Annotated in this window: 17 protein-coding genes; 9 read left to right on the top strand and 8 right to left on the bottom strand. The window is 68.1% G+C overall.

The features are described from left to right. The first annotated feature begins 17 nt into the window (after positions 1 to 17). The gene (locus A5736_RS24375; protein ID WP_076249077.1) at positions 18 to 1,001 is read left to right on the top strand and encodes a ParB/RepB/Spo0J family partition protein; all 984 of its coding nucleotides are present in this window, start codon (positions 18 to 20) and stop codon (positions 999 to 1,001) included. A 284-nt stretch (positions 1,002 to 1,285) separates the two neighbouring features. Next, positions 1,286 to 2,017: an acetyltransferase gene (locus A5736_RS24370; RefSeq protein ID WP_076249076.1), complete on the top strand. Its 732-nt coding sequence runs from the start codon at positions 1,286 to 1,288 to the stop codon at positions 2,015 to 2,017. 17 nt (positions 2,018 to 2,034) lie between these two features. On the opposite strand, the gene A5736_RS24365 is transcribed toward A5736_RS24370, so the two are convergent. From A5736_RS24365 to A5736_RS24330, 8 genes are all read right to left on the bottom strand, one after another. Further along, positions 2,035 to 3,255, bottom strand: a complete 1,221-nt coding sequence (locus A5736_RS24365) for an N-acetylmuramoyl-L-alanine amidase (RefSeq protein WP_076129067.1) — start codon at positions 3,253 to 3,255, stop codon at positions 2,035 to 2,037. A gap of 134 nt (positions 3,256 to 3,389) precedes the next feature. After that, the gene (trxA, locus tag A5736_RS24360) at positions 3,390 to 3,737 is read right to left on the bottom strand and encodes a thioredoxin (protein ID WP_076249075.1); all 348 of its coding nucleotides are present in this window, start codon (positions 3,735 to 3,737) and stop codon (positions 3,390 to 3,392) included. Between the two features lie 13 nt (positions 3,738 to 3,750). Beyond that, positions 3,751 to 4,749 carry a thioredoxin-disulfide reductase gene (gene trxB, locus A5736_RS24355; RefSeq protein ID WP_076249074.1) on the bottom strand — a complete coding sequence of 333 codons (999 nt, stop codon included), beginning with the start codon at positions 4,747 to 4,749 and terminating at the stop codon, positions 3,751 to 3,753. 90 nt (positions 4,750 to 4,839) lie between these two features. Then, positions 4,840 to 5,598 carry a hypothetical protein gene (locus A5736_RS24350; protein WP_076249073.1) on the bottom strand — a complete coding sequence of 253 codons (759 nt, stop codon included), beginning with the start codon at positions 5,596 to 5,598 and terminating at the stop codon, positions 4,840 to 4,842. Between the two features lie 55 nt (positions 5,599 to 5,653). Continuing rightward, entirely contained in the window at positions 5,654 to 6,241 is a 588-nt protein-coding gene (gene sigM, locus A5736_RS24345; protein WP_076249072.1) for an RNA polymerase sigma factor SigM, read from the bottom strand. Positions 6,242 to 6,305: 64 nt separating this feature from the next. Continuing rightward, a complete protein-coding gene (locus A5736_RS24340; protein WP_076249071.1) occupies positions 6,306 to 9,959 on the bottom strand; it encodes a murein biosynthesis integral membrane protein MurJ in 3,654 nt (1,217 codons plus the stop codon). Next, positions 9,956 to 12,352: a hypothetical protein gene (locus tag A5736_RS24335; RefSeq protein ID WP_139333539.1), complete on the bottom strand. Its 2,397-nt coding sequence runs from the start codon at positions 12,350 to 12,352 to the stop codon at positions 9,956 to 9,958. Before A5736_RS24335 ends, A5736_RS24340 begins: the two co-directional genes overlap by 4 nt. Next, positions 12,349 to 13,080: an NUDIX hydrolase gene (locus A5736_RS24330; RefSeq protein ID WP_083667706.1), complete on the bottom strand. Its 732-nt coding sequence runs from the start codon at positions 13,078 to 13,080 to the stop codon at positions 12,349 to 12,351. Before A5736_RS24330 ends, A5736_RS24335 begins: the two co-directional genes overlap by 4 nt. An 89-nt stretch (positions 13,081 to 13,169) precedes the next feature. Here A5736_RS24330 and A5736_RS24325 point away from each other — a divergent pair, with 89 nt between their 5' ends. The 7 genes from A5736_RS24325 (at position 13,170) to eccD (ending at position 19,482) form a co-directional block, all read left to right on the top strand. After that, entirely contained in the window at positions 13,170 to 14,621 is a 1,452-nt protein-coding gene (locus tag A5736_RS24325; RefSeq protein ID WP_076249069.1) for a CCA tRNA nucleotidyltransferase, read from the top strand. A gap of 24 nt (positions 14,622 to 14,645) precedes the next feature. Beyond that, positions 14,646 to 15,155, top strand: a complete 510-nt coding sequence (locus tag A5736_RS24320; RefSeq protein WP_076249068.1) for a pullulanase — start codon at positions 14,646 to 14,648, stop codon at positions 15,153 to 15,155. A 186-nt stretch (positions 15,156 to 15,341) separates the two neighbouring features. After that, the gene (locus A5736_RS24315; protein WP_076129082.1) at positions 15,342 to 15,668 is read left to right on the top strand and encodes a WXG100 family type VII secretion target; all 327 of its coding nucleotides are present in this window, start codon (positions 15,342 to 15,344) and stop codon (positions 15,666 to 15,668) included. 55 nt (positions 15,669 to 15,723) lie between these two features. Further along, the gene (locus A5736_RS24310) at positions 15,724 to 16,020 is read left to right on the top strand and encodes a WXG100 family type VII secretion target (RefSeq protein WP_076249067.1); all 297 of its coding nucleotides are present in this window, start codon (positions 15,724 to 15,726) and stop codon (positions 16,018 to 16,020) included. 83 nt (positions 16,021 to 16,103) lie between these two features. Next, positions 16,104 to 16,937, top strand: coding sequence for an ESX secretion-associated protein EspG (locus tag A5736_RS24305; protein WP_076249066.1), 834 nt, complete (start codon positions 16,104 to 16,106; stop codon positions 16,935 to 16,937). 35 nt (positions 16,938 to 16,972) lie between these two features. Beyond that, entirely contained in the window at positions 16,973 to 18,001 is a 1,029-nt protein-coding gene (locus A5736_RS24300) for a MinD/ParA family protein (protein ID WP_076129087.1), read from the top strand. Continuing rightward, complete coding sequence (eccD, locus tag A5736_RS24295; RefSeq protein WP_076249065.1) at positions 18,001 to 19,482, top strand: type VII secretion integral membrane protein EccD; 1,482 nt, start codon at positions 18,001 to 18,003, stop codon at positions 19,480 to 19,482. The genes A5736_RS24300 and eccD overlap by 1 nt, the downstream gene beginning before the upstream one ends. Positions 19,483 to 19,522: the final 40 nt, after the last annotated feature.

The raw sequence follows: 19,522 nt of genomic DNA, 5'->3' as shown, positions 1-19,522 counted from the left end.
TCGGCGAAGGGACGATCATGACGCAGCCGTTACGCAGGAAGGGCGGCCTTGGCCGAGGCCTGGCTTCGCTGATTCCCACCGGTCCGGCCGAAGGCGACTCGGGCCCCGCGACGCTCGGCCCACGGATGGGGGATGCGGCCGCCGACGTGTTGATCGGCGGACCGGCGCCGGACGCCGCCGGAGTGGGGGCGGTGTATCGCGAGATCGCGCCGGCCGACATCGAGGCCAATCCACGCCAGCCACGGCAGGTCTTCGACGAGGAGGCGCTGTCCGAACTCGTGCACTCCATCCGTGAGTTCGGACTCTTGCAGCCCATCGTCGTGCGGGCGGTGCCCGGGGCGACGAGCGGCGCGCGCTACCAGATCGTGATGGGGGAGCGGCGCTGGCGGGCGGCCCAGGAGGCGGGCCTGGCCACCATCCCGGCCATCGTGCGCGAGACCGCGGATGACACCCTGCTGCGCGATGCCTTGCTGGAGAACATCCATCGGGTGCAGCTGAACCCCTTGGAAGAGGCGGCGGCCTACCAACAGCTGCTCGACGAGTTCGATGTCACCCACGACGAACTGGCGACCCGCATCGGCCGATCGCGGCCGCTGATCACCAACATGATCCGCTTGCTCAAACTGCCGATCGCGGTCCAGCGGCGCGTGGCGGCCGGGGTGCTGTCCGCCGGCCATGCCCGGGCGCTGCTGTCTCTCGAGGCCGGCCCCGAGGCGCAGGAAGAGCTGGCCAGCCGGATCGTCGCGGAGGGTCTGTCGGTGCGCGCCACCGAGGAAGCGGTCACGCTGGCCAATCGCGGGGAGGGGCATAAGCCCGCGCCCCCGCGGCGCAAACCCATTCAGATGCCCGGCCTGCAGGACGTTGCTGACCGGCTGTCGAATACCTTCGATACGCGCGTGACGGTCAGCCTTGGCAAACGCAAGGGGCGGATCGTCGTAGAGTTCGCCTCGGTGGAAGACCTGCAGCGGATCATCGGCGTGATGACCCCGCCCAGCCCATGATCAGCCATACGGTGTAATTACGTCACTGTGACACTGGCCGGGTTTCCGGCGCGAATCCAGCCGCCGCGGGCCCGGCGCTGTGCGGGAGAACCACTGGGCCACAACGAATTTCGGAATTCAGCGGACCGACGCACCCCGCTGGGCGGCGCCCACGGCGGCGCCAGTCACGAGGCTGCGCGAACACTGGCCCCGCGACGGCAAACTCTCCTATCCTGGAGGGGTTGCCGGTGCATGTCAGCCTGGGGATATCCGGGCTTGCGGTACGCACGGTAGCCAGGAGGCTAGTGTCTGCTCGAATCACACCGCTGCGGCTCGAAGCCTTCGAGCATCTTCCGAAGCATGCGCGCCGCTGCGTCTTCTGGGAGGTCGACCCCGCCACTCTCGGTAACCAGGACCACCTCGCCGATCCGGAATTCGAAAAGGAAGCCTGGTTGTCGATGGTGATGCTGGAGTGGGGCTCGTGCGGTCAGGTCGCGACGGCGGTCCCCGACGAACGCAGCCACGCCGAGCCGCCATGCCTCGGCTATGTCCTCTACGCACCGCCGCGAGCGGTTCCGCGGGCACAGCGGTTTCCCACCGCTCCGGTATCGGCGGACGCGGTGTTGCTGACGTCCATGGGGATCGAACCCGGGCAGGCCGCAAACGACCTGCCGCACAGCCTGTTGGCCCGCGTCATCGACGAGCTGGTGCGCCGCGGAGTACGGGCGCTGGAAGCTTTTGGCCGCACTCCGGCGGCATCGGAGTTACAGGACCCGCGCACGGTCGATCCCGGTGTGCGTCCAGTGCTGGAAGCCCTCGGTGACTGCACCGTCGAGCACTGCATCATCGACGCGGAGTTCTTGAAAGACGTGGGTTTCGTTGTGGTCGCACCACATACGTACTTCCCCCGGTTGCGGCTCGAGCTCGACAAGGGCCTGGGTTGGAAGGCCGAGGTGGAGGCGGCGCTGGAGCGCCTGCTGGCGAATGCGCAGCTGGAGCAGCCGGTCGGGGCCGGGTCGACGGCTACGAATACGTAGCGGGCGTCCCGGAACGGTTAGGAACCGCCGAGCCGGGTCGTGCGTTCCACCGACAATTCGTGAGCCAGCAGCTCGGCGAAGGTGAATGTGCCGGTGGGCCTATCGTTCTTGCCCAGCAGATACAGCCGCTTGACCGCGGCGAGGATACCTTCGGCGATCGCGTCGCGAGTGTGCGTCGAGACCAGCATGTCCCGGTCTCGTGGATTGGTGATGTAGCCGACGTCGACCTGAACGGTCGGCATCCGGGTCAGCCGGAGCAGATCCCATGTCCGGCCATGTGTGCGGCAATCCCGTAAACCGGTGCGGGCCACCACTTCTCGCTGAATGAAGTCGGCGAGATTGCGGCCGATGGTCGAGACAGAGCCATGCGAGTTGCCGAAATGAAACGACGCGACGCCGTTGGCGGAAGGGCTGCGCTGGGCCTCGCAGCGCAGGCTGATCATCAGGTCCGCGCCGACGCTGTTGGCCGTCGCGGCACGTTCGGCATCCGACGGGCTGCGATTGGTCGGCCGGGACAGGAAGGTCTCCATGCCGATGGCGGTCATCCGGCCCTCAAGCCGGCTTGCCAAGTCCCACAACACATCTGCTTCGCTGATAGGCCCGTTCGGACCATGGCAGATCAGGCCGTGATCCGCGCCGCCGCGGCCCGGATCGATGATGATGCGCTTGCCCGAGAGTTTGGGTCCCGATCGGCGCACCAGCTCTTCCTCGCGAATCGCGTGGGGCGAGCCGCCGCTGACCCGGGAACTTAGAAAGTACAAGGAGCGTAACGTTTCCGGACCGCAGATGCCGTCGGCGGCGAGCCCGTACTCGCGTTGGTACGACATCAACGCGTTGTGCGTCTGCAAACCGAAGTAGCCGTCGACCAGGCCGGTATAGAAGCCGAGGTCCTGTAGCCGAGCCTGCAGGGTCGCGACATCGTCCCCGTAGAGGGGGGCGCCGAATTGGTGGTACAGCGTCCGCGCGCCGAGCCGGTAGGACGCCTCTTTCAACGCCCGATAGGTGGCCTCGCCGACAATGCCGTCCACCAGCAGTCCGCGGTGCTGCTGGAAGGCACGTACGGCCTGGTCGAGCTCGGAATCGAACAGTTCGAGGGCCACATGCCTGCCGGTGGTCAGGTCTTCCTCGGAGTTGTCCAGCAGGTTCAGCGCAGCCAGCGCCGCCCGGATTTCGGTCACAGCAGCGCTGCGGTCACCACAGCGCAGCGCGTCGCCGTTTTCGCGGCGCGGACTCGGCATACCAAGGGCCCTCCGGGACGGACTGACAGGCTGGAAATACGGGTTAGAGCTAACCGGTATTGTCGCAGATCCTTCTCGATTTCCGGAAAACCCCAGGCTGAGCGGCGGCCTCGTGCCGCGAGATGGATAGGGGTTCAGGCGAGGTTGGGAACCGCGTCGGAAAGCTCACGCAGCAAGGCGGCCTTGCCCTTAGCGCCGACGATACGTTTGACCGGCTGACCGTCCTTGAACAGGATCATCGTAGGGATGGACACCACTTGGAAGTCGCGAGCCGTTTCCGGGTTCGCGTCGACGTCGAGCTTGGCGACGGTGATGTGTTCGGCGCGCTCGGCCGCAATCTCTTCGAGGACGGGCGCGACCATCTTGCACGGTCCGCACCAAGTTGCCCAAAAGTCAACCAGCACAGGCTTATTGCTGGACAACACTTCGGTGGAGAAGGACGAGTCAGAGACTTCTATTGTGCCGCCGGCGTTTTCGGTCATCGTGATGCTCCCATCAATGTGTTCCTACGGTCAGCTGCTGTGTCTCGCCGGCCGCATCTGACCCTTCGTGCTCGGCCAGCCACCGCTCGGCATCGATCGCCGCGGCGCAACCGCTACCGGCGGCGGTGACCGCCTGCCGATACGTGCGGTCCACCAGGTCACCGGCCGCGAACACACCCTCCAGTGACGTGCTGGTGGTGCGCCCCTTGACGAGCACGTACCCGTCGGGGTCGACGTCGACGACGTCGCGCACCAACCCCGAACGGGGCTCGTGGCCGATCGCGACGAAGACGCCGGTCACCGGGAGCGTGGTTTCTTCACCACTTACGGTGTGGCGCAGCCGCAATCCGGTCACCGTGGTGTCGCCCTCCACCGCCGCGACGGTGTGATTGGTGACGAACTTGATCTTGTCGTTGTTGCGGGCGCGGTTCAGCATGATTTTCGATGCCCGGAACTCGTCGCGGCGGTGCACAAGCGTCACGCTGGTGGCGAACCGGGTGAGAAAGAGGGCTTCCTCCATCGCCGAGTCGCCGCCACCGATGACGGCGATGTGCTGGTCTCGGAAGAAGAAGCCGTCGCAGGTGGCACAGGAACTCACCCCGCGGCCCAGCAACTCCTGCTCGCCGGGCACCTGTAGGTAGCGCGCCGCGGCGCCCATCGCCAGAATGACGGCCCGGGCGCGGTGGGTTTCCCCCTCCGCCGTGACGACCGACTTGACCGGCCCCTCCAGCGACACCGACTCGACGTCCTCCATCCGCAGGTCCGCGCCGAAGCGCAGCGCCTGCTCGCGCATCTCGTCCATCAATTCCGGGCCGGTGATCCCGTCGCGGAACCCGGGATAGTTCTCCACGTCGGTGGTGGTCATCAACGCGCCGCCGAACGAGGTCCCCTCGAAGACCAGTGGTGCCAGCTGCGCGCGGGCGGCATACAGGGCCGCGGTATACCCGGCGGGACCGGAACCGATGACAATCACGTCGTGGATGGGGTCAGGAGCGGACGGGGCGGCGGTCATGCGGGCCTTTCGGGATACAGGGCGTCGTTGTGTCGAACGCCAGCGTAGGCATTGCTGTTCCCGCTGGGGCGCGCAACACGTGGCATCACACTAAGGGCGGGCGACTTGCGTGTTGGCCAGCAGGCCGGTATCGGCCGCACTGCAATTCAGTGCCACCGCGAAGACCGCCAGGTTGTTGGGCGTATCGCCGGGCAGCACGAGAAGAACGCCGGGCCGGGCGTTGATGTCGATCGGTCGCGCGCCCAGCACCTGGGTGGAAGCCGGATAGCCCAGCCCGCTCAGGCAGGACGCGCGACGAGACGGGTCGGTGAGCGGGCCGTACTCGGGTCTGCGGTCAAGCAGGCCGAGGATCTCGTCCTGCGACAACGGCACCACCATCGGTGGCGTCGACACCGTGATGTGCTCGGCGGTGACCGCCGTGCTCGGTATCGGCGTGGGCGCGTTGATCAGCGCCGCCGTGCCGATGCCGATCGCGGCCAGCACCGCGCACAAACCGGCCACGCCCGCGGCGACCCGGCCGGGGCGCGGTCGAGGCCGGGCGGAGTGTGCCGCGGGGGCGCCGCGTGGGTCGGCCGCCCTCAACGCCGCGGTGATCCTGGCGACGACCTCCGGGGGAGCGTCGGGCGCCCCCGCCGGGTCGGCACCGGCGTCGGCGACATCGCGGCGCACCTGATTCAGCGCACGAAGGACGTTCTCAGCCTCCGGGTTGGCGCGGACTTGTCCGCGTACCCGGGCGGCGGCGTCGTCGTCCAGCAGGCCGGCCTGCAAGTCGGCGAGCCGCTCGACCGTCAGCGGTGGATCTGCTGCCGCCGCACCATGATCCGCGGGATCGTTCTCGGCTTCACCCATCCGTCCCAGTGTCCGTCATGCACGGACCGATGGCCACACGCGGCCCGCGGAAGCGTCAGGCCTGACCGGCTGGAGCCTCGGGTGCGGCGTGGGCGCCGGTGTTGAGGTAGCCGAGCAGCTCGGCGAGGCGAACCCGGCCGCGGGCGCATCGGCTCTTGACGGTGCCCGCGGGGATGCCGAGCAGCCGGGCGGTGTCGGCGACCGAGCAGCCCACCATGTCGACGGCCACGATCGCGGCCCGTTGTTCGATCGGGAGCCGGCCCAGGGCGCGTTGCACCAACATCGCCGTTTCGACCTGCACGCTGCGATCGGCGACCGGGTAGACATCCTCGAGCGGCACGGTCCGCTGCGTCTTCGTGCGCCGCAGCCGGTCCAGGCAGGCGTTGACCACGATGCGATGCAGCCAGCTGCCGACCGCGGCGTCATGCCGGAACGAACCTGCGCCGCGATGGGCCGAGAGCATGGCGTCCTGCAGCGCGTCTTCGGCGTCCTCGGGGGTGCGGGTGGTCAGCCGGGCCAGGCGGTGCAGCTGGCGACGGTGACGGTGGAACAGCTCGCTGAACGCGTAGCGGTCACCGGCAACGTGGGCGGCGAGCAGCTCGGCGTCGCTGCGTTCGCGCTCGACCTCTCCCCCCACGCCCACGGCCGGACAGTAACCAATCGGTGATGGCGCGGCACTTCACCGCACGCCAGATCTGTGAGCGCCGTCAGGATGCGGCTTGAACCGTGATTTCGAAGAACCCGGCTTGGCTCTTGCCGTTGGTGGTTCCCAGCGTGGAAATCCAAACCAGCAGATTCGACGTCGGCGACCCGGCCTTGACCGGGATGACGTTGTGGCCGGGTTTGAGCGTGAAGGCCGGGGCGAGCACGGTGGTGTCCTCCAGCTTCGACGGCGTCTGGGTGGACGACGCCCGGATCTCGACTTTGGTCCCGCTGCTCGGAGTGTCGATCGTGACTTGCCCGACGACGGTGGGGCTGGGCAGCTGCAGCATCAAACCTTCGCCCTGCTTGAAGCTGGGGAACGGAACGGCGTCGGTGTAGACCTCGGTAGCCCATGCGGTGGTGGGGTCGCCATCGATCGCCTGCCCGGCCGTACCCGCATTGTCGGCATCACCGTCAGGGGAGTAGACGGACGCCCTGGTGGGTTTGACGACGGCGCCCGCCGGAGCGGAGCTGGGGGCCGACGAGCTGGTCGACGACGACGGCCCGTTGAGTCCGAGCTCGTCCTTGTTGAGGCCGCCGCCGACGTTGCCGAAGATCTTGCTCACCACCGACGCCAGCACCAACAGCGCCACCACCAGGACCACGACGCCGGCGCCCACCCCGATCAGCACGTTGCGGCGTCGCCGCGCAAACGTGGCCTCATCCAGCGGACCGGCGGGTTCGCGGAGGCTCGGCGCTAGGGGTGAGTCGTCGACGGGCCCGAGCACCTCGGTGCGGTCCGCTACCGCGGTCGCCTGCTGTAACAGGTTCAAAAGTGTTGACGCACTGCGGATTCCGCCGTCTTCCTGAACCGCGCGAACCGCGACCGCCGAGATCTGGAAGGGAATGTCGCGGTCGATGACCGTGGGTTCGACGGGCAGGCCCGAGGAATCGCGATCGGCCGGGGCCAGTCCGCTGCGGACCCCGTGCTCCGGCAGCGGCCAACGATTGACCAGCAGGGCGTACAGCGCGGCGCCGATTCCGCGGATGTCGTCCTGCGGATTGGCGTCGGGCATGGTGGCCGGGTAGGCCAGCACAACGTCGCCCTCGATGCTGACGCGCACCCGGCTGGGGTGATCGATCGACAGGGCGACCCCGGCGCGGTGGGCCGCGTCCGCGGCGGCGGCCAGCGACTGCATCGCCCGGATGGCGCCGATCGGCGACGGCGCGGTGTCGGCCACCTCCTGCAGCGAGCCGCCGCGAATCCACTCCGCGACCACCAAGCCACCGAATCCGGTGTGCACGACGTCGAGCACTCGGGCGACACCGGGCTTGTCGATCCGGCTCAGCCGCAGCGTGCGGGCGAGGACCTCCTGCAGCACGTCATGCGGCAGGGCGCCGTCTGGATCGACGAATGTGAGCGCCACCTGCCGGTCCAGCGCGGTGTCGAGCGCCTGCCAGAACTGCAGGGGCGGCGCCCCGCCGTGGAAGACGAGGAGCCGGTAGCGGCCACCGGCGATGCGAGCGCCGGGCACCAGGTGGACGTCGTCGGTGGACGCCGACGAGTCCGCGCCGCGCTCGCGGGGCGCGTCGAAGGGGATCGGCCCGCGCGCGGCTTCGCCGTTGAGATCGCCGTTGCGCTGGTCGGACGGCCGCGGCGCCGCGGAATCGGGCTTGGCCGGAATATCGGCGGCCGGAATGTCGGGCTCGAAGTCGTCGGCAACAGGACGCGGTAGCTTGCCGCCTGACGCGGGGCCGGATGCGGCGCTGTCTACTGGGCGGTCGGTCACCTCCGGTCCTTTCGCTATCCGGACGCTGTCGGCCCGCTCCGGAGGCCTGCGCCGGATCGGCTCCTGGACCGCACCTACCCCCGGCGGGGACGAATTCCTCTGCTCAGGGTACGTGACCGGCCGACGGTGAGACGATCGATCCGGTACAGCCGCCGTGCGACGCGCCGGCGGTTGCTCCCAGCGCCCGCGGCGGGCCCGGATCCGGCGACTGACGGCGCCCAGCGCCGCCTGGGCCTCGGGGACCTGCGCGCGGACCATGACCGTGGCCATGATCGGCAACATGATGGTCGCCAGCACCAGTAGTCGCAGCAGCGAACCGGCGGCGCCCCCGCGGGCCGTCAGGTCGCTCAGCCCCAGCAGCCGGTCGGCTACATGCGCAATCAGCGCGGCCAGCAGCGACGCGGCAACCGTCACCAGGACCGTGCGCACTTCCCGGACGCCGACCGGGTGGCCGCCGCGGGGCAGCAGCGCGCGCCGCAACAAGTGGTAGCCGACGACCGCGCCGGCGAGAAAACCGATGCCGTTGGCCAACCCGAGGAAACCGGCCACCAGCTTGGGGTCGCCGGTGAGGTGCGGGGCCAGTACCGAGCCGACGATCTTGACGGCCGTGATGACGAGGATGATCACGATCGGTGTCCACGGCTGTTCGCGCGCGTAGAACACGCGCAGCTGCAAAAGCACCAGTCCGTAAGGGATTAACGTGAATGCCGACAACGCGATCGCGGCCCCCAGGTATCCCGCGTCGACCCCGCCGAAATGCCCGTAGGCGAACAGGGCGCTGCCGATCGCCGGCCCGCCGACGGTCATGAATGCCACGATCGGGATCAGCGTGATCAGTGTCAGTCGGGTGGCCAGGGACAGGTCGGCCAGCACCGCCCGGGTGTCGTCGGCGGCGGCGTTGCGGCTCAGCCGCGGCGTCACCACGGTCAGCACCGTCACGCCGATCATGCCGAACGGCAGCATCAGCACGAGCCAGGTGTAGTTGTAAATCGCCGGTCCGGAAGCGGCTGCGGTGCTGGCTATTTGGTTGCCGACGACCAGGCCGAGCTGGCTGATCAGCACGTAGAGCACCATCGCGGCGGCCATCGCACCGAATCGCTTGAGCCGCTGGTCGATTCCCCACAGCGGGCGCAGGCTGACGCGCTCGCGCCGCAGCGCGATCAGCAGGACCGCCGTCTGCGCGAACACGCCGGCGGTGGTGCCGACGCCGAGCACCAGCAGCTTGGCGTTGCCCATCCGAACGGGATCGACCGAAAGTTCGCCGGGGACCGCCAGATACACACCCAGGGTTGCGAGCGCGACAACGTTGTTGACGACGGGCGCCCAGGCCGTCGGCCCAAACACGTTGCGGGTGTTGAGGATTGCCATGAATACCGAGGTGAGGCCGTAGGCGAGCACCTGCGGCAGCAGCAGGTAGGCGAAGGCGGTCGTCAGGGGTTCGTTGACCTGAGGAGCGCGGCCGAGCATCAGGCGGACCAGCAGCGGTGCGGCGACCACCGACAGCGCCGTCGCAAACAGCAGCAGCGCGGTGGTCAACGTAACCAGGCGCCGCACGAACGCCGCGCCGCCGTCGGGGTCGTCTTGCTCGGCACGGGCCAGCACCGGAACGAAGATCGCCGTGAACGTCGCCTCCAGCACCAGCGCCGCGACCAGGTTCGGCAGCTGGTTGGCCACCGAGAAGGCACTGGACAGTGCGGCGCCGAGGATGGCGGCCAGCAGGACGATGCGGGCGAATCCGGTGATCCGGCTGATCAGCGTGGCGAACGCCATCGCCCAGGAGCGCGACACCAGGGCGGCGTCGGACAGTTCGGGTCGTCGCCGTGCCAGCTCCGGCACCGGAGGCAGTGGCCCGGTCGGCGGCGAGGCGGGCCCCCGGGTGCCCGGCCGAGGTTGCGGCCGCGGCTGGGGTCGCCGGTAGGCGGGTTTCATACCCGGTGCTCTTGATCGACCCGATCGGGGACCTCGTCTCGCGAACGGGCGGGTCGGTGGTCGGGAGGGTCGGGCCTATCCAGGTCGGCGCGGTCGGGCTGGCCGCGGAATCGGTGCCACAGCCGGCGCCCGGCCAGCAGCACCAGGATCGCCGCCGCGCTCAGCGTGATCGCGAACAGCACCTTCCCGTAGGCGTTGGAGTGCACGGACAAGCGCACCGGCTCGCCCAGCCGCAGGCCGTCCGGCGTCCGCAGCGCCACATCGACGGCGACCCGCTGGGTGAAGTTCACTTCGATGGGCACCCGCAGCGGCAGGTATCCCGGCGGCAGTTCGATCTGGCCGACGTCGGAGACGTTCATTCCGGGCGGGGCGTCGACGTGTAGGCGAACCCGGATGGGGACGGCGAGGCCGTTGTGCAGCGCCAGCGGGAGGGGGCTGTGCTCGGTGGCGAGGGTGTAGGAGCCGCCGGGGTTGACGATCGTGACGGCACCGAACAGGTCGTTGATGGTTTTGCCCACCACCGCTAGGCGCTGTGCGGCCAGCCCGTTGCGGGTGTCCGGCGGTTCGGCTTCGCTGAGCGCGCGCAGCATGTCCTCGCGCAGGGGAGCGGTGTACTGGATGCCGGTCAGGCCGCTGCGCTCGTCGGTGGTTAGCGCCGATGTCAGCCCCCACAGCCTGCCGACCTGGTGGCCGATGTCGGCGGTCACGTCGTCGCCGAAGCGGCCGCGGGCCGAGAGGTAGGCGTCCGTCGGCGCCGGCGCCTCGTTGTGGGCCGCGGCCTCGGCAATCAGCGCGGGAAGTGGTCGCGGTATCGCCAGGCCGGAATGGATCGTGGTAGCCAGCGCGGTCAGGATCACCTGCGCGTCGTCGGCCTGCAGGTGCCATGTCGCCGGCGGAACCAGGATCTGGGTGCGCGGCGCGGCGTCGTGCTGCAAGGAGTGCCAGAACATGGAACCCAGCGCGTCCTGGCGCCGGGCGGTCTCCGAGTCGTGCGCGAGACGGACCGTCAGCGACGAGTCCAGATAGGTAGGCACGGTCGGGTCGGTCCCCGCCGCGGCCAGCGCGGCGCCGACGGCCGGGTCGAACGGCGCGAGCACCACCTGAGGAGACAACCGACGGGGTTTCGTGTCGGCCGTCGTGGGCGAGTCGCTGGCGGAGTCCTGGGCGGCCAGGTCGGCCGCCGCGATAGCGACCGTGTTGTCGTTGGCGCTGAGCAAGTCGACCGCTCGGTTGGTCAGCGGGCCGTCGGGCAGCAGGGTGGCCCCGCGGGCGGAGGGGACGTCGAGAATGTGGTCGACGATGTCGCCGACGCCGTTGGTGGCGATCCCGCTCAGCCCCTGATCGTTGACGCGCTGCAAGGCGTCGAGGTCGGCTTGCGCGTAGGGCAGCGGGGTGACGCAGGTGCGGTGGGCCAGCGCGCGTAACCGGTTCATCCACACCGTCGCAGCGGCCTGACCGGACCCCGGGTGGGTGGGGCTACCGGGTTGTTGCGCGGCAAGGTCGGGCGAGTTCGACACGACGTAGCCGCTCGTCATCGCGTTGACGGTGACCAGCAGATCCGGGTCGACCGCCAAGCACAGCGCGCGTCCGACCGCGCCGTCGGGGTCGACGTCGTGGCTTGTGGCGCCCTCGGCCGCCGAGAGCAGGATGTCCAGCCGACCACCGGTGGCCAGCGAGGTGGCCAAGTCGTCGTCGACGAGCCGGACCGGAATGGTGCCGCCGGGCGCGCCCGGAGCCAACCGGGGCCGATCGGCCAGCGGCCACAGCATCGTGATCCACACGGGTTTCGACGTATCGGGCGCAACGGCTGAGCCCAGGTCGTCGGCTTGGTCGGGCGGCACACCGATCACCGGCAGCAGGAAGCGCGCGTTGTCGAGCCGGGCGGGGGTGCCGTAGTCAGGAGTTCCGTTGGCATTGACCAGGATTGGGTAGATCCCAGGCTGATCGATGCCCAACGATGGCTTGCTCAACGACCGCAGCGGGACGGACAGGGTGAAGGCGGCTTGTTGACCGCGCTGTAGTTCCGGTGCGACCGTCAGGAAATCCGCTGCCGGCTGGTATTGGTCGGTGCCACCGTCCAGGGTGGTGCGTAAGCCCGCCGAGGCGGCGACGGGCGCGGCGTGCTCGAGTCGGACCATGACGTCGCGGACCGGGCGGTCGCCGATATTGATCACCATGCCGCTGACCGTGACGACCGGTTGACTCGTCGTCGTGACCACGTCCGGGGTCACCTGGTCGATGCGGATACGGACAAACGGCGTCGACCCGGGTTCGCCGGCGGCCGCGCGCGGCGCGATGACGGGCCCGTTGAGCAGTACCGCAAAACCGGCCACCATGCCGACCACGGCGGCAATACGCACCAGGCCCGTCCAGCAGAGTCGCGGCACAATCACGGCCCCGGCCCGTGACCGTTCTTCCGGCCGGCAGGTTTGTCGGAATGCCGGGTGCGCGAATGCGTCTGCGGGCGGCGCCGCGGCGAGCTGGGCGGCAGCGGCGGAAGCGCGGCGGGACCGTCGCTCTGCAACTTGTCGATCAGTTCGTCGGCGACCTCGGCCAACCGACGCTCGTCGGCGTAGGCCAGCCTCGACGGCAGTTCCCGCATCGGCACCCAGGCCACTTCGGCGACCTCGAGGTCCTCGTCCGACAGCTCGCCACCGGAGAAGCGCATTAAATAGTGGTGCACGGTCTTGTGCACCCGGCGGCCATCGGTGACGAACCAGTAGTCGATGCGTCCCAGCGCGGCCAGCACGCTGCCCCGTATTCCCGTCTCCTCGGCAACCTCACGAATGGCGGTCTGTTCGGCGGTCTCGCCCTGCTCGATGTGGCCCTTGGGCAGCGACCACAGCATCCGTCCGCGTCGATCGATGCGACCGATAAGGGCGGCGACCTGGCTGTCGCGCGGGCCGTCGAGGCCGTCGATGACCAACCCGCCGGCGGATGTTTCGTGCACGGTGCGCAGCCGGTCCGGCACGCCGCGCGACGAGCGCGATCGGCGTGGTTTGGTCACCGGCGCGTCACCGGCCGCTTGGCCGTTCGTAAGGTTCTCGGCCGAGCCGGCAGCGCCGCGGCGTCGGCGTCGTCCCCGGCGCCGACGTGGTTTGGCTTGTTCGCCATCCGACACCCAAGCGATAGTAGCTGGCACGAGCTGGGCCTCCGGACATACTCGCCGCGGGCGAGGCCTGGGCTCTGGCCCGACTACGCTGATCGAACGTGTCCCAAGCCGATGCCGATCTGCTGACCGCCGCGGCGGTCGCGCTGAACCGGCACGCCCCCGTGTTGCGCGAGCTCGGGTCGGCCTTCGCCGACGCGGGCCACGAGTTGTATCTGGTCGGCGGTTCGGTGCGGGACGCGTTGCTGGGCCGATTGAGCTCGCCGGACCTCGACTTCACCACCGACGCGCGTCCGGAACAGGTGGAACAGATCGTGCGGCCGTTGGCGGACAGCGTGTGGGACACCGGCATCGCGTTCGGAACGGTCGGAGTCGGCAAGGGCGATTATCGCCTCGAGATCACGACGTTCCGCGCGGACAGCTACGACCAGGTGTCGCGCAATCCCGAGGTGCGGTTCGGCGACCGGCTCGACGACGATCTAGTGCGCCGCGATTTCACGGTGAACGCGATGGCCGTGCGCGTCACGCCGTCCGGGCCGGGTGAATTTCTCGACCCGCTAGGCGGTTTGGCGGCGCTGCGCGCTCGCGTGCTGGACACGCCGTCGGCTCCGTCGGTGTCCTTCGGCGACGACCCGCTGCGGATGCTGCGCGCCGCGCGGTTCGTGTCGCAACTCGGCTTCACCGTCGCGCCGCGGGTGCGGACGGCGATCGAAGAGATGGCACCGCAGCTGGACCGGATCAGCGCCGAGCGGGTCGCCGCCGAGTTGGACAAGCTGCTACTCGGCGACGACCCGGTCGGCGGTATCGACCTGCTGGTGCAGACCGGGATGGGCGAGGTGGTGCTGCCCGAGGTCGGCGGCATGCAGATGGCCATCGACGAACATCACCAGCACAAGGACGTCTACCAGCATTCGTTGACCGTGCTGCAACAGGCGATCGCACTGGAAGGCCCACGCCCCGAGGGCGGCCCGGATCTGGTGCTGCGCTGGGCCGCCTTGCTGCATGACATCGGTAAACCGGCCACGCGGCGGCACGAGGCGAACGGTGGCGTCAGTTTCCATCATCATGAGGTGGTCGGCGCGAAGATGGCCCGGAAGCGGCTGCGGGCGCTGAAGTACTCCAAACAGATGGTCGACGACGTTTCGCAGCTGGTGTATCTGCATCTGCGATTCCACGGCTACGGCGACGGCAAGTGGACGGACTCCGCGGTGCGCCGCTACGTCACCGACGCGGGGCCGCTGCTGCCGCGGTTGCACAAGCTCGTCCGGGCCGACTGCACGACCCGCAACAAGCGACGGGCCGCGCGCCTGCAGGCCAGCTACGACCGGCTAGAGTCGCGGATCGCCGAGCTGGCGGCCCAGGAGGACCTCGCGCGGGTGCGCCCCGATCTCGACGGCAATCAGATCATGGAGTTGCTCGACATCCCGGCGGGCCCGCAGGTCGGGGAGGCGTGGCGGTTCCTGAAAGAGCTGCGGCTGGAACGCGGCCCGTTGACCACCGAGGAGGCATCCGCCGAGCTGCTGGCCTGGTGGCGATCGCGGCGGAACCCGTAGCGCAGGCCGGGCGTCCGACAAGGCATGGATTATTGCCTAGCCGGAGATCAGGGCGCAGCGGCCATCTGGCACGGCCAGCCCGACCTCGACCTCGACAGCGACGGTCGCCTCGATGCCTTTGGCCTGGATTTCGACGGTGACGGGATGCGCGACGACGCGTTGGCCGATTTCGACGGCGACGGGATCGCCGATCACGCCGTCCTCGACGTCGACAACGACGGTGTCCCGGAGAGTTACTTCACCGACGACGGATCGGGGACGTGGGCGGTAGCCGTAGACCGTGGCGGCCAGCTGCGTTGGTACTCGCTCGACGGCGTGGAACACACCGGTGGTCCGCTGGTCGATTTCGACGGGCACGGGCGCCCCGACGATCGATTACTCGATACCGACGGAAACGGTGTCGCGGATCGCGTGCTGTGCGCCGGCGAGAACGGCGCTACGGGGTATGTGGACACCGACGGCGACGGACACTGGAACGTCCGGCTGACCGATTCGGATGCCGACGGCCGGGCCGACGGGGCCACTGGCCTTTGACGATCATTGGCAGCGCGGCAAAGCTATCTGCTCGCCGCTTCTGACATGGCGTTACTGGCGTTTGGGCAAACGCCCAGCTCAGAACCTGTGGATGAATTAAACGAACTGAAGTGACAGCGGCCCATACCTGTCTAAACTTCTACCCATATCCCGGCTCGGGAGCATAGAACATCGAGGGAGAAACGCATGCCAAGCAGCCTCATTGTTACGCCGGAGCTCCTGCGTAGCACACAGCAACGAATCGAATCGCGACTGCAAGAGGCAGCCGCCATTGTCAATCAGTACTTAAGCGGCCACGAGAACATCGTCAGCGCCACGGGGTGGTCCGGGCAGGCCGGATCGACTTCCCTGAACACCGCCGGTCAGATCAGCCACGATCTGCAGCAGGCGATGAACGGCGGTAACCGGTTGGCGCACGGCCTCGGCCAGTCCGCGACGTTCATGGAAAGCCACGAAGCCGATTCGGCGCACAACCTCGCGGGCCTGTTCGGTGCGGGCGCGCAGTCAACCTAAGTCCACCCTCGATCGCCCCTATCTCCAGGCGCTTTTCAAGTAAGGAAGTACCGACATGACAGATCACATCGTCTACAACCACGCCGCAGTCAGCGGCCTGGCCGGCGACATCGGGACCCAGGCTGCCCAGCTGATGGAGATCCACGACGATGTCCTCCATCTCACCCAGGCGCTCGCCGATTTCTTCCAGGGCCACGGTGCGACGTCCTTCTTCGACGCGCAGCAACAGATGCTGCACGGGCTCGAAGGCCTCATCCAGACCGTCAGCCTGCACGGCCAGACCGTGACCAACGTGCATAACGACGCGATCGGCGCCGATCAGCACATAGGCAGCTTCTTCAACCTCGCATAGGCGGCTTCTTCAGCAGTTAGCCGCGCAGTTGCTGGGGGCGTACGCGGAGCGTGCGCCCCTGGGGTCTGCGTCAAGGGAACACCGTGTTAACCACCACATTGGACGGGCTGTGGGCCCTTCAGGTCCTCAGCGGTATAGAGGTGCTGGCGCCCGAGCTGGGGTTGCGGCCGCACCTGCCCAGCGTCGAGCGCAAGCACATGGCGTTACAGCACCCGGTGGCCGCCGAACTGCTCGCCGCCGGGGTGATCGACGAAACGGGTGCCGTGGACAGCACGGTGCTGGAATGGCTGACCGTCGTGTCCCGCCGCGACATCGGACTGATCATCTACTTCCGCCTGCCCGACGACGACGATCCGCCGAAGGTACTGCTCGCGAGGTTCGCGCAATGGTGGGTCGCGATGGAACGGTCCGCCGACATCGTCCGGCTCAGCGGCGCGGGAATCACGAGCAGTGAAGGCAGCGCCAACGCGGCACTCAACGCGCAGATCGAGCGGCTGTGCGGCTCCAATACAGCCGCGTCGCTGCGGCCCGTCACCCTGGACGCGGAAGCCATGCGCGCCGCCGCGACCAGCCTGGACGAGTTGCGCAGATTCTGCAGAAAGCAAGACCTCGAGCCCGATCAATTGCACATGCTCGAGCTGGCCGCCGACCCCGCCCGTTCAGCCCAGGCCTCGATCGTCGCGATCCAGGCCGGAGTGGACACCGGCCGGCCCACACGGACCTTCATCGACCAGGGCGGGGTGACTATCATCGATACGCCGGAAGGACGGCTGGTCGTCGAACAAGTCTCCGCCGCGGGCAAGCAGTGGACCATCATCGCCCCGGGTACCAAGAGCCACATCGCTTCGGCGATCAACCAAATGGTGCGGCGCCTGCCGGCCGACCGGGAATGGTATTCGTACCGAAAAGTTGTCTAGTCGAGAGGTATCGCGAAAATGATAGCATCGGCATCGTGACAAATCCGTGGACGGCCTCATCCAATTCACCTGAACAGGGCGGACCGACTCGGAGAGAAGCACCCTCCGCTCGCCACCAAAACCCGGACTCAGTATCGGGAACATTACGTATCTCCGATATGGTCGCGCCCCGCAAAATTCCGCCGGGTAGCGGTTGGCGCAAATTTGTATACCGCGCATCTTTCCGAGCCATTAACTTCGGCGAATCGCCCGCCGAAAGACATTATCGCGAATTGGTGGAGCGGATCCGGCGCCACATCCGCAAGCAGTACGTCATCGGGGTGGTGTCGGGAAAGGGCGGCGTCGGAAAGACCACGATGACCGCCTGCATCGGGGCGGTCTTCCGCGAATGCCGGCCCGAAAACGTCGTGGCCATCGACGCGGCTCCCGGCTTCGGGACGCTGGCCGGGCGCATCGACGAAAACCCGCCGGGCGACTATGCGGCCGTGCTCAACGACACCGACGTGCAGGGCTATGCGGACATCCGAGAGCACTTGGGACAGAACAACCTTGGGCTCGATGTGCTTGCCGGGAACCGGGCTTCGGACCAGCCGCGGCCGCTGGTGGCTTCGATGTTCACCGGGGTGCTGGCGCGGCTGCGCCGCACGCACACCGTCATCGTTGTGGACACCTCTGATGATCTGGAACATCCGGTGATGAAGGCGGTGCTCGACTCGTGCGACACGCTGGTCTTCGTGTCCGGGTTGACGGCTGACACCTCGCTGCCGGTCACCCGCGCGATCGACCTGCTGCGGTCGATGGGTTACCACGAACTGGTGTCTCGCAGCATGGTCATCCTGAACGACAGCCGCGATAAATACGATCGCGAGGCGCGCGCATACCTCACCGAGCGATTCGAGCAATCGGGCGCGTCCGTCGAATTCATGCCGTACGACCCATATCTCGCGAAAGGCGGGATAATTGACACGCAGCACGAGTTGAACAAGAAAACACGATTGCGGCTATTCGAGATCACCGCAGCATTGGCCGACAAATACATTCCAGATGCCGACAGGCCGCACTAATGGCGAAAGTGTCGTTTCCGGCGCGTTGTGCGGTTGCGGTCGTATGTGGAGAACACCTCGTTTCGCAGGTATATCCGGCTTCGGTGCCGATCGAGGTATTCATCGACAATGTCGTCGAGCTCCTTAACGACGAGCTCAAGCGCCGCGGCCTGACCGGACTCGAACCCGGCATCGGGTACGAACTGCACAAAGCCAACGGCGTGCGACTGGACGTCACCAAAACACTTGACGAACTCGGCGTCGAGGACGGCGCCACCCTGGCACTGGTCCCCGCGGTGGAGGGTGAGTCCTTCGAGCCGCAGTACGAATCGTTATCCACCGGACTGGCCCGCATGGGCAAGAGATTGTTCGAGCCCGTCACCGTCCAAACCGCCGCCCACGTGGCTTTGATCATCCTCGCGATGGCCTGCTTGACGGTGCTGGGATTGGCCCTGCGCCAACGGCTTTCGACCGACTCCTTGCTGCCCGCCATCGTGACCGGCACCGCCGGTCTGCTGACCTCCGGCGGCGCCTGGGCCGTATGGCGTTGGTGGCCGGATCGCACCGACATGGTCGACGGGCTCGGTTGGCTCGCGCTGCCGTTGCTCTCGGCAGCCGTCGCGTTCGGGGCGCCCGGCCGCCTTGGCTCGGCGCATGTGTTCATCGCGGCCCTGGCGGCCGCGGTGCTGACGTGTGGCATCGCCACGGTCACGGGGCGCCACGCCAATGTGGCGGCGACGGTGGTGACGGTGCTCGTCCTCGGTGGGGCGGCAGCCGCGGCACGGATGTGGTGGCCGATTCCCGCCCAGTGGCTTGGCATGTGCACGCTGGTCGTCTTGCTGTTGCTGCTGACCATGGCCCCGACGATCGCCCTGTGGGTGGCGCGGATCCGGCCACCGTACTTCGGATCGATCACGGGGCGCGATCTGTTCCGTCGCAGCGCCGGCCTCCCGGTCGATGCGGTGGCGCCCGTCGACGAGGGCGCCGACGAAGAAGTGAATCCGGACACCACCCCGCGCGGTGCGCTGATCGCGACGGCGGCGACGCGCGCGAATAACGTCCTGACCGGAATTTGCGTCGGGGCCGGGCTGACGCTGCCCGCCGCGGTGTGGGCCACGTTGATGCCCGGCCGCGGTAAGAGCGTGGCGGCCGCGGTGCTGGCCGGACTGTTCGTGGTGATCTTCATCAGCCGCGGACGCGCGTTCGCCGACAAGCGGCAGGCCATCGCCCTGGTGTGTGGCGCCGCGGCCGCGACGTGCGCGGGCGTCGTCAAATACGTTGTGCACGAGCCCGCCGCATCGGAGTACTCCGTGCTGTGGGGCGCACTGGTGCTGGCCGCGTTCGGCGGTGCCGGTCTGCTCGCAGCGCTGCTGGTGCCGATCACCCGGTTCACCCCGCTGGTGCGGATGATCGCCGAGTGGGTCGAGATAGCCGCGATCATCGCGGCCCTGCCGCTGGCGGCGTGGATCGGTGGATTGTTCACCTGGGTGCGCATGCGATGACCCGGATTGCTCTCGGGACCCGGGGCGCGCTGCGGGCCGC

It is taken from the genome of Mycobacterium sp. SP-6446 (genome assembly GCF_001954045.1).
Lineage (GTDB): Bacteria > Actinomycetota > Actinomycetes > Mycobacteriales > Mycobacteriaceae > Mycobacterium.
Note: the sequence above shows the minus strand (reverse complement) of the source record. Positions and strands in the feature narration are given on the sequence as shown.

Excerpts from the sequence above, each read along its gene's own strand:
- A5736_RS24320 (WP_076249068.1), top strand. The coding sequence starts at position 14,646 with ATGGATTATTGCCTAGCCGGAGATCAGGGCGCAGCGGCCATCTGGCAC.
- A5736_RS24375 (WP_076249077.1), top strand. The coding sequence starts at position 18 with ATGACGCAGCCGTTACGCAGGAAGGGCGGCCTTGGCCGAGGCCTGGCT.
- trxA (WP_076249075.1), bottom strand. The coding sequence starts at position 3,737 with ATGACCGAAAACGCCGGCGGCACAATAGAAGTCTCTGACTCGTCCTTC.
- trxB (WP_076249074.1), bottom strand. The coding sequence starts at position 4,749 with ATGACCGCCGCCCCGTCCGCTCCTGACCCCATCCACGACGTGATTGTC.
- A5736_RS24315 (WP_076129082.1), top strand. The coding sequence starts at position 15,342 with ATGCCAAGCAGCCTCATTGTTACGCCGGAGCTCCTGCGTAGCACACAG.
- eccD (WP_076249065.1), top strand. The coding sequence starts at position 18,001 with ATGGCGAAAGTGTCGTTTCCGGCGCGTTGTGCGGTTGCGGTCGTATGT.
- A5736_RS24340 (WP_076249071.1), bottom strand. The coding sequence starts at position 9,959 with ATGAAACCCGCCTACCGGCGACCCCAGCCGCGGCCGCAACCTCGGCCG.
- A5736_RS24310 (WP_076249067.1), top strand. The coding sequence starts at position 15,724 with ATGACAGATCACATCGTCTACAACCACGCCGCAGTCAGCGGCCTGGCC.
- A5736_RS24350 (WP_076249073.1), bottom strand. The coding sequence starts at position 5,598 with ATGGGTGAAGCCGAGAACGATCCCGCGGATCATGGTGCGGCGGCAGCA.
- A5736_RS24365 (WP_076129067.1), bottom strand. The coding sequence starts at position 3,255 with ATGCCGAGTCCGCGCCGCGAAAACGGCGACGCGCTGCGCTGTGGTGAC.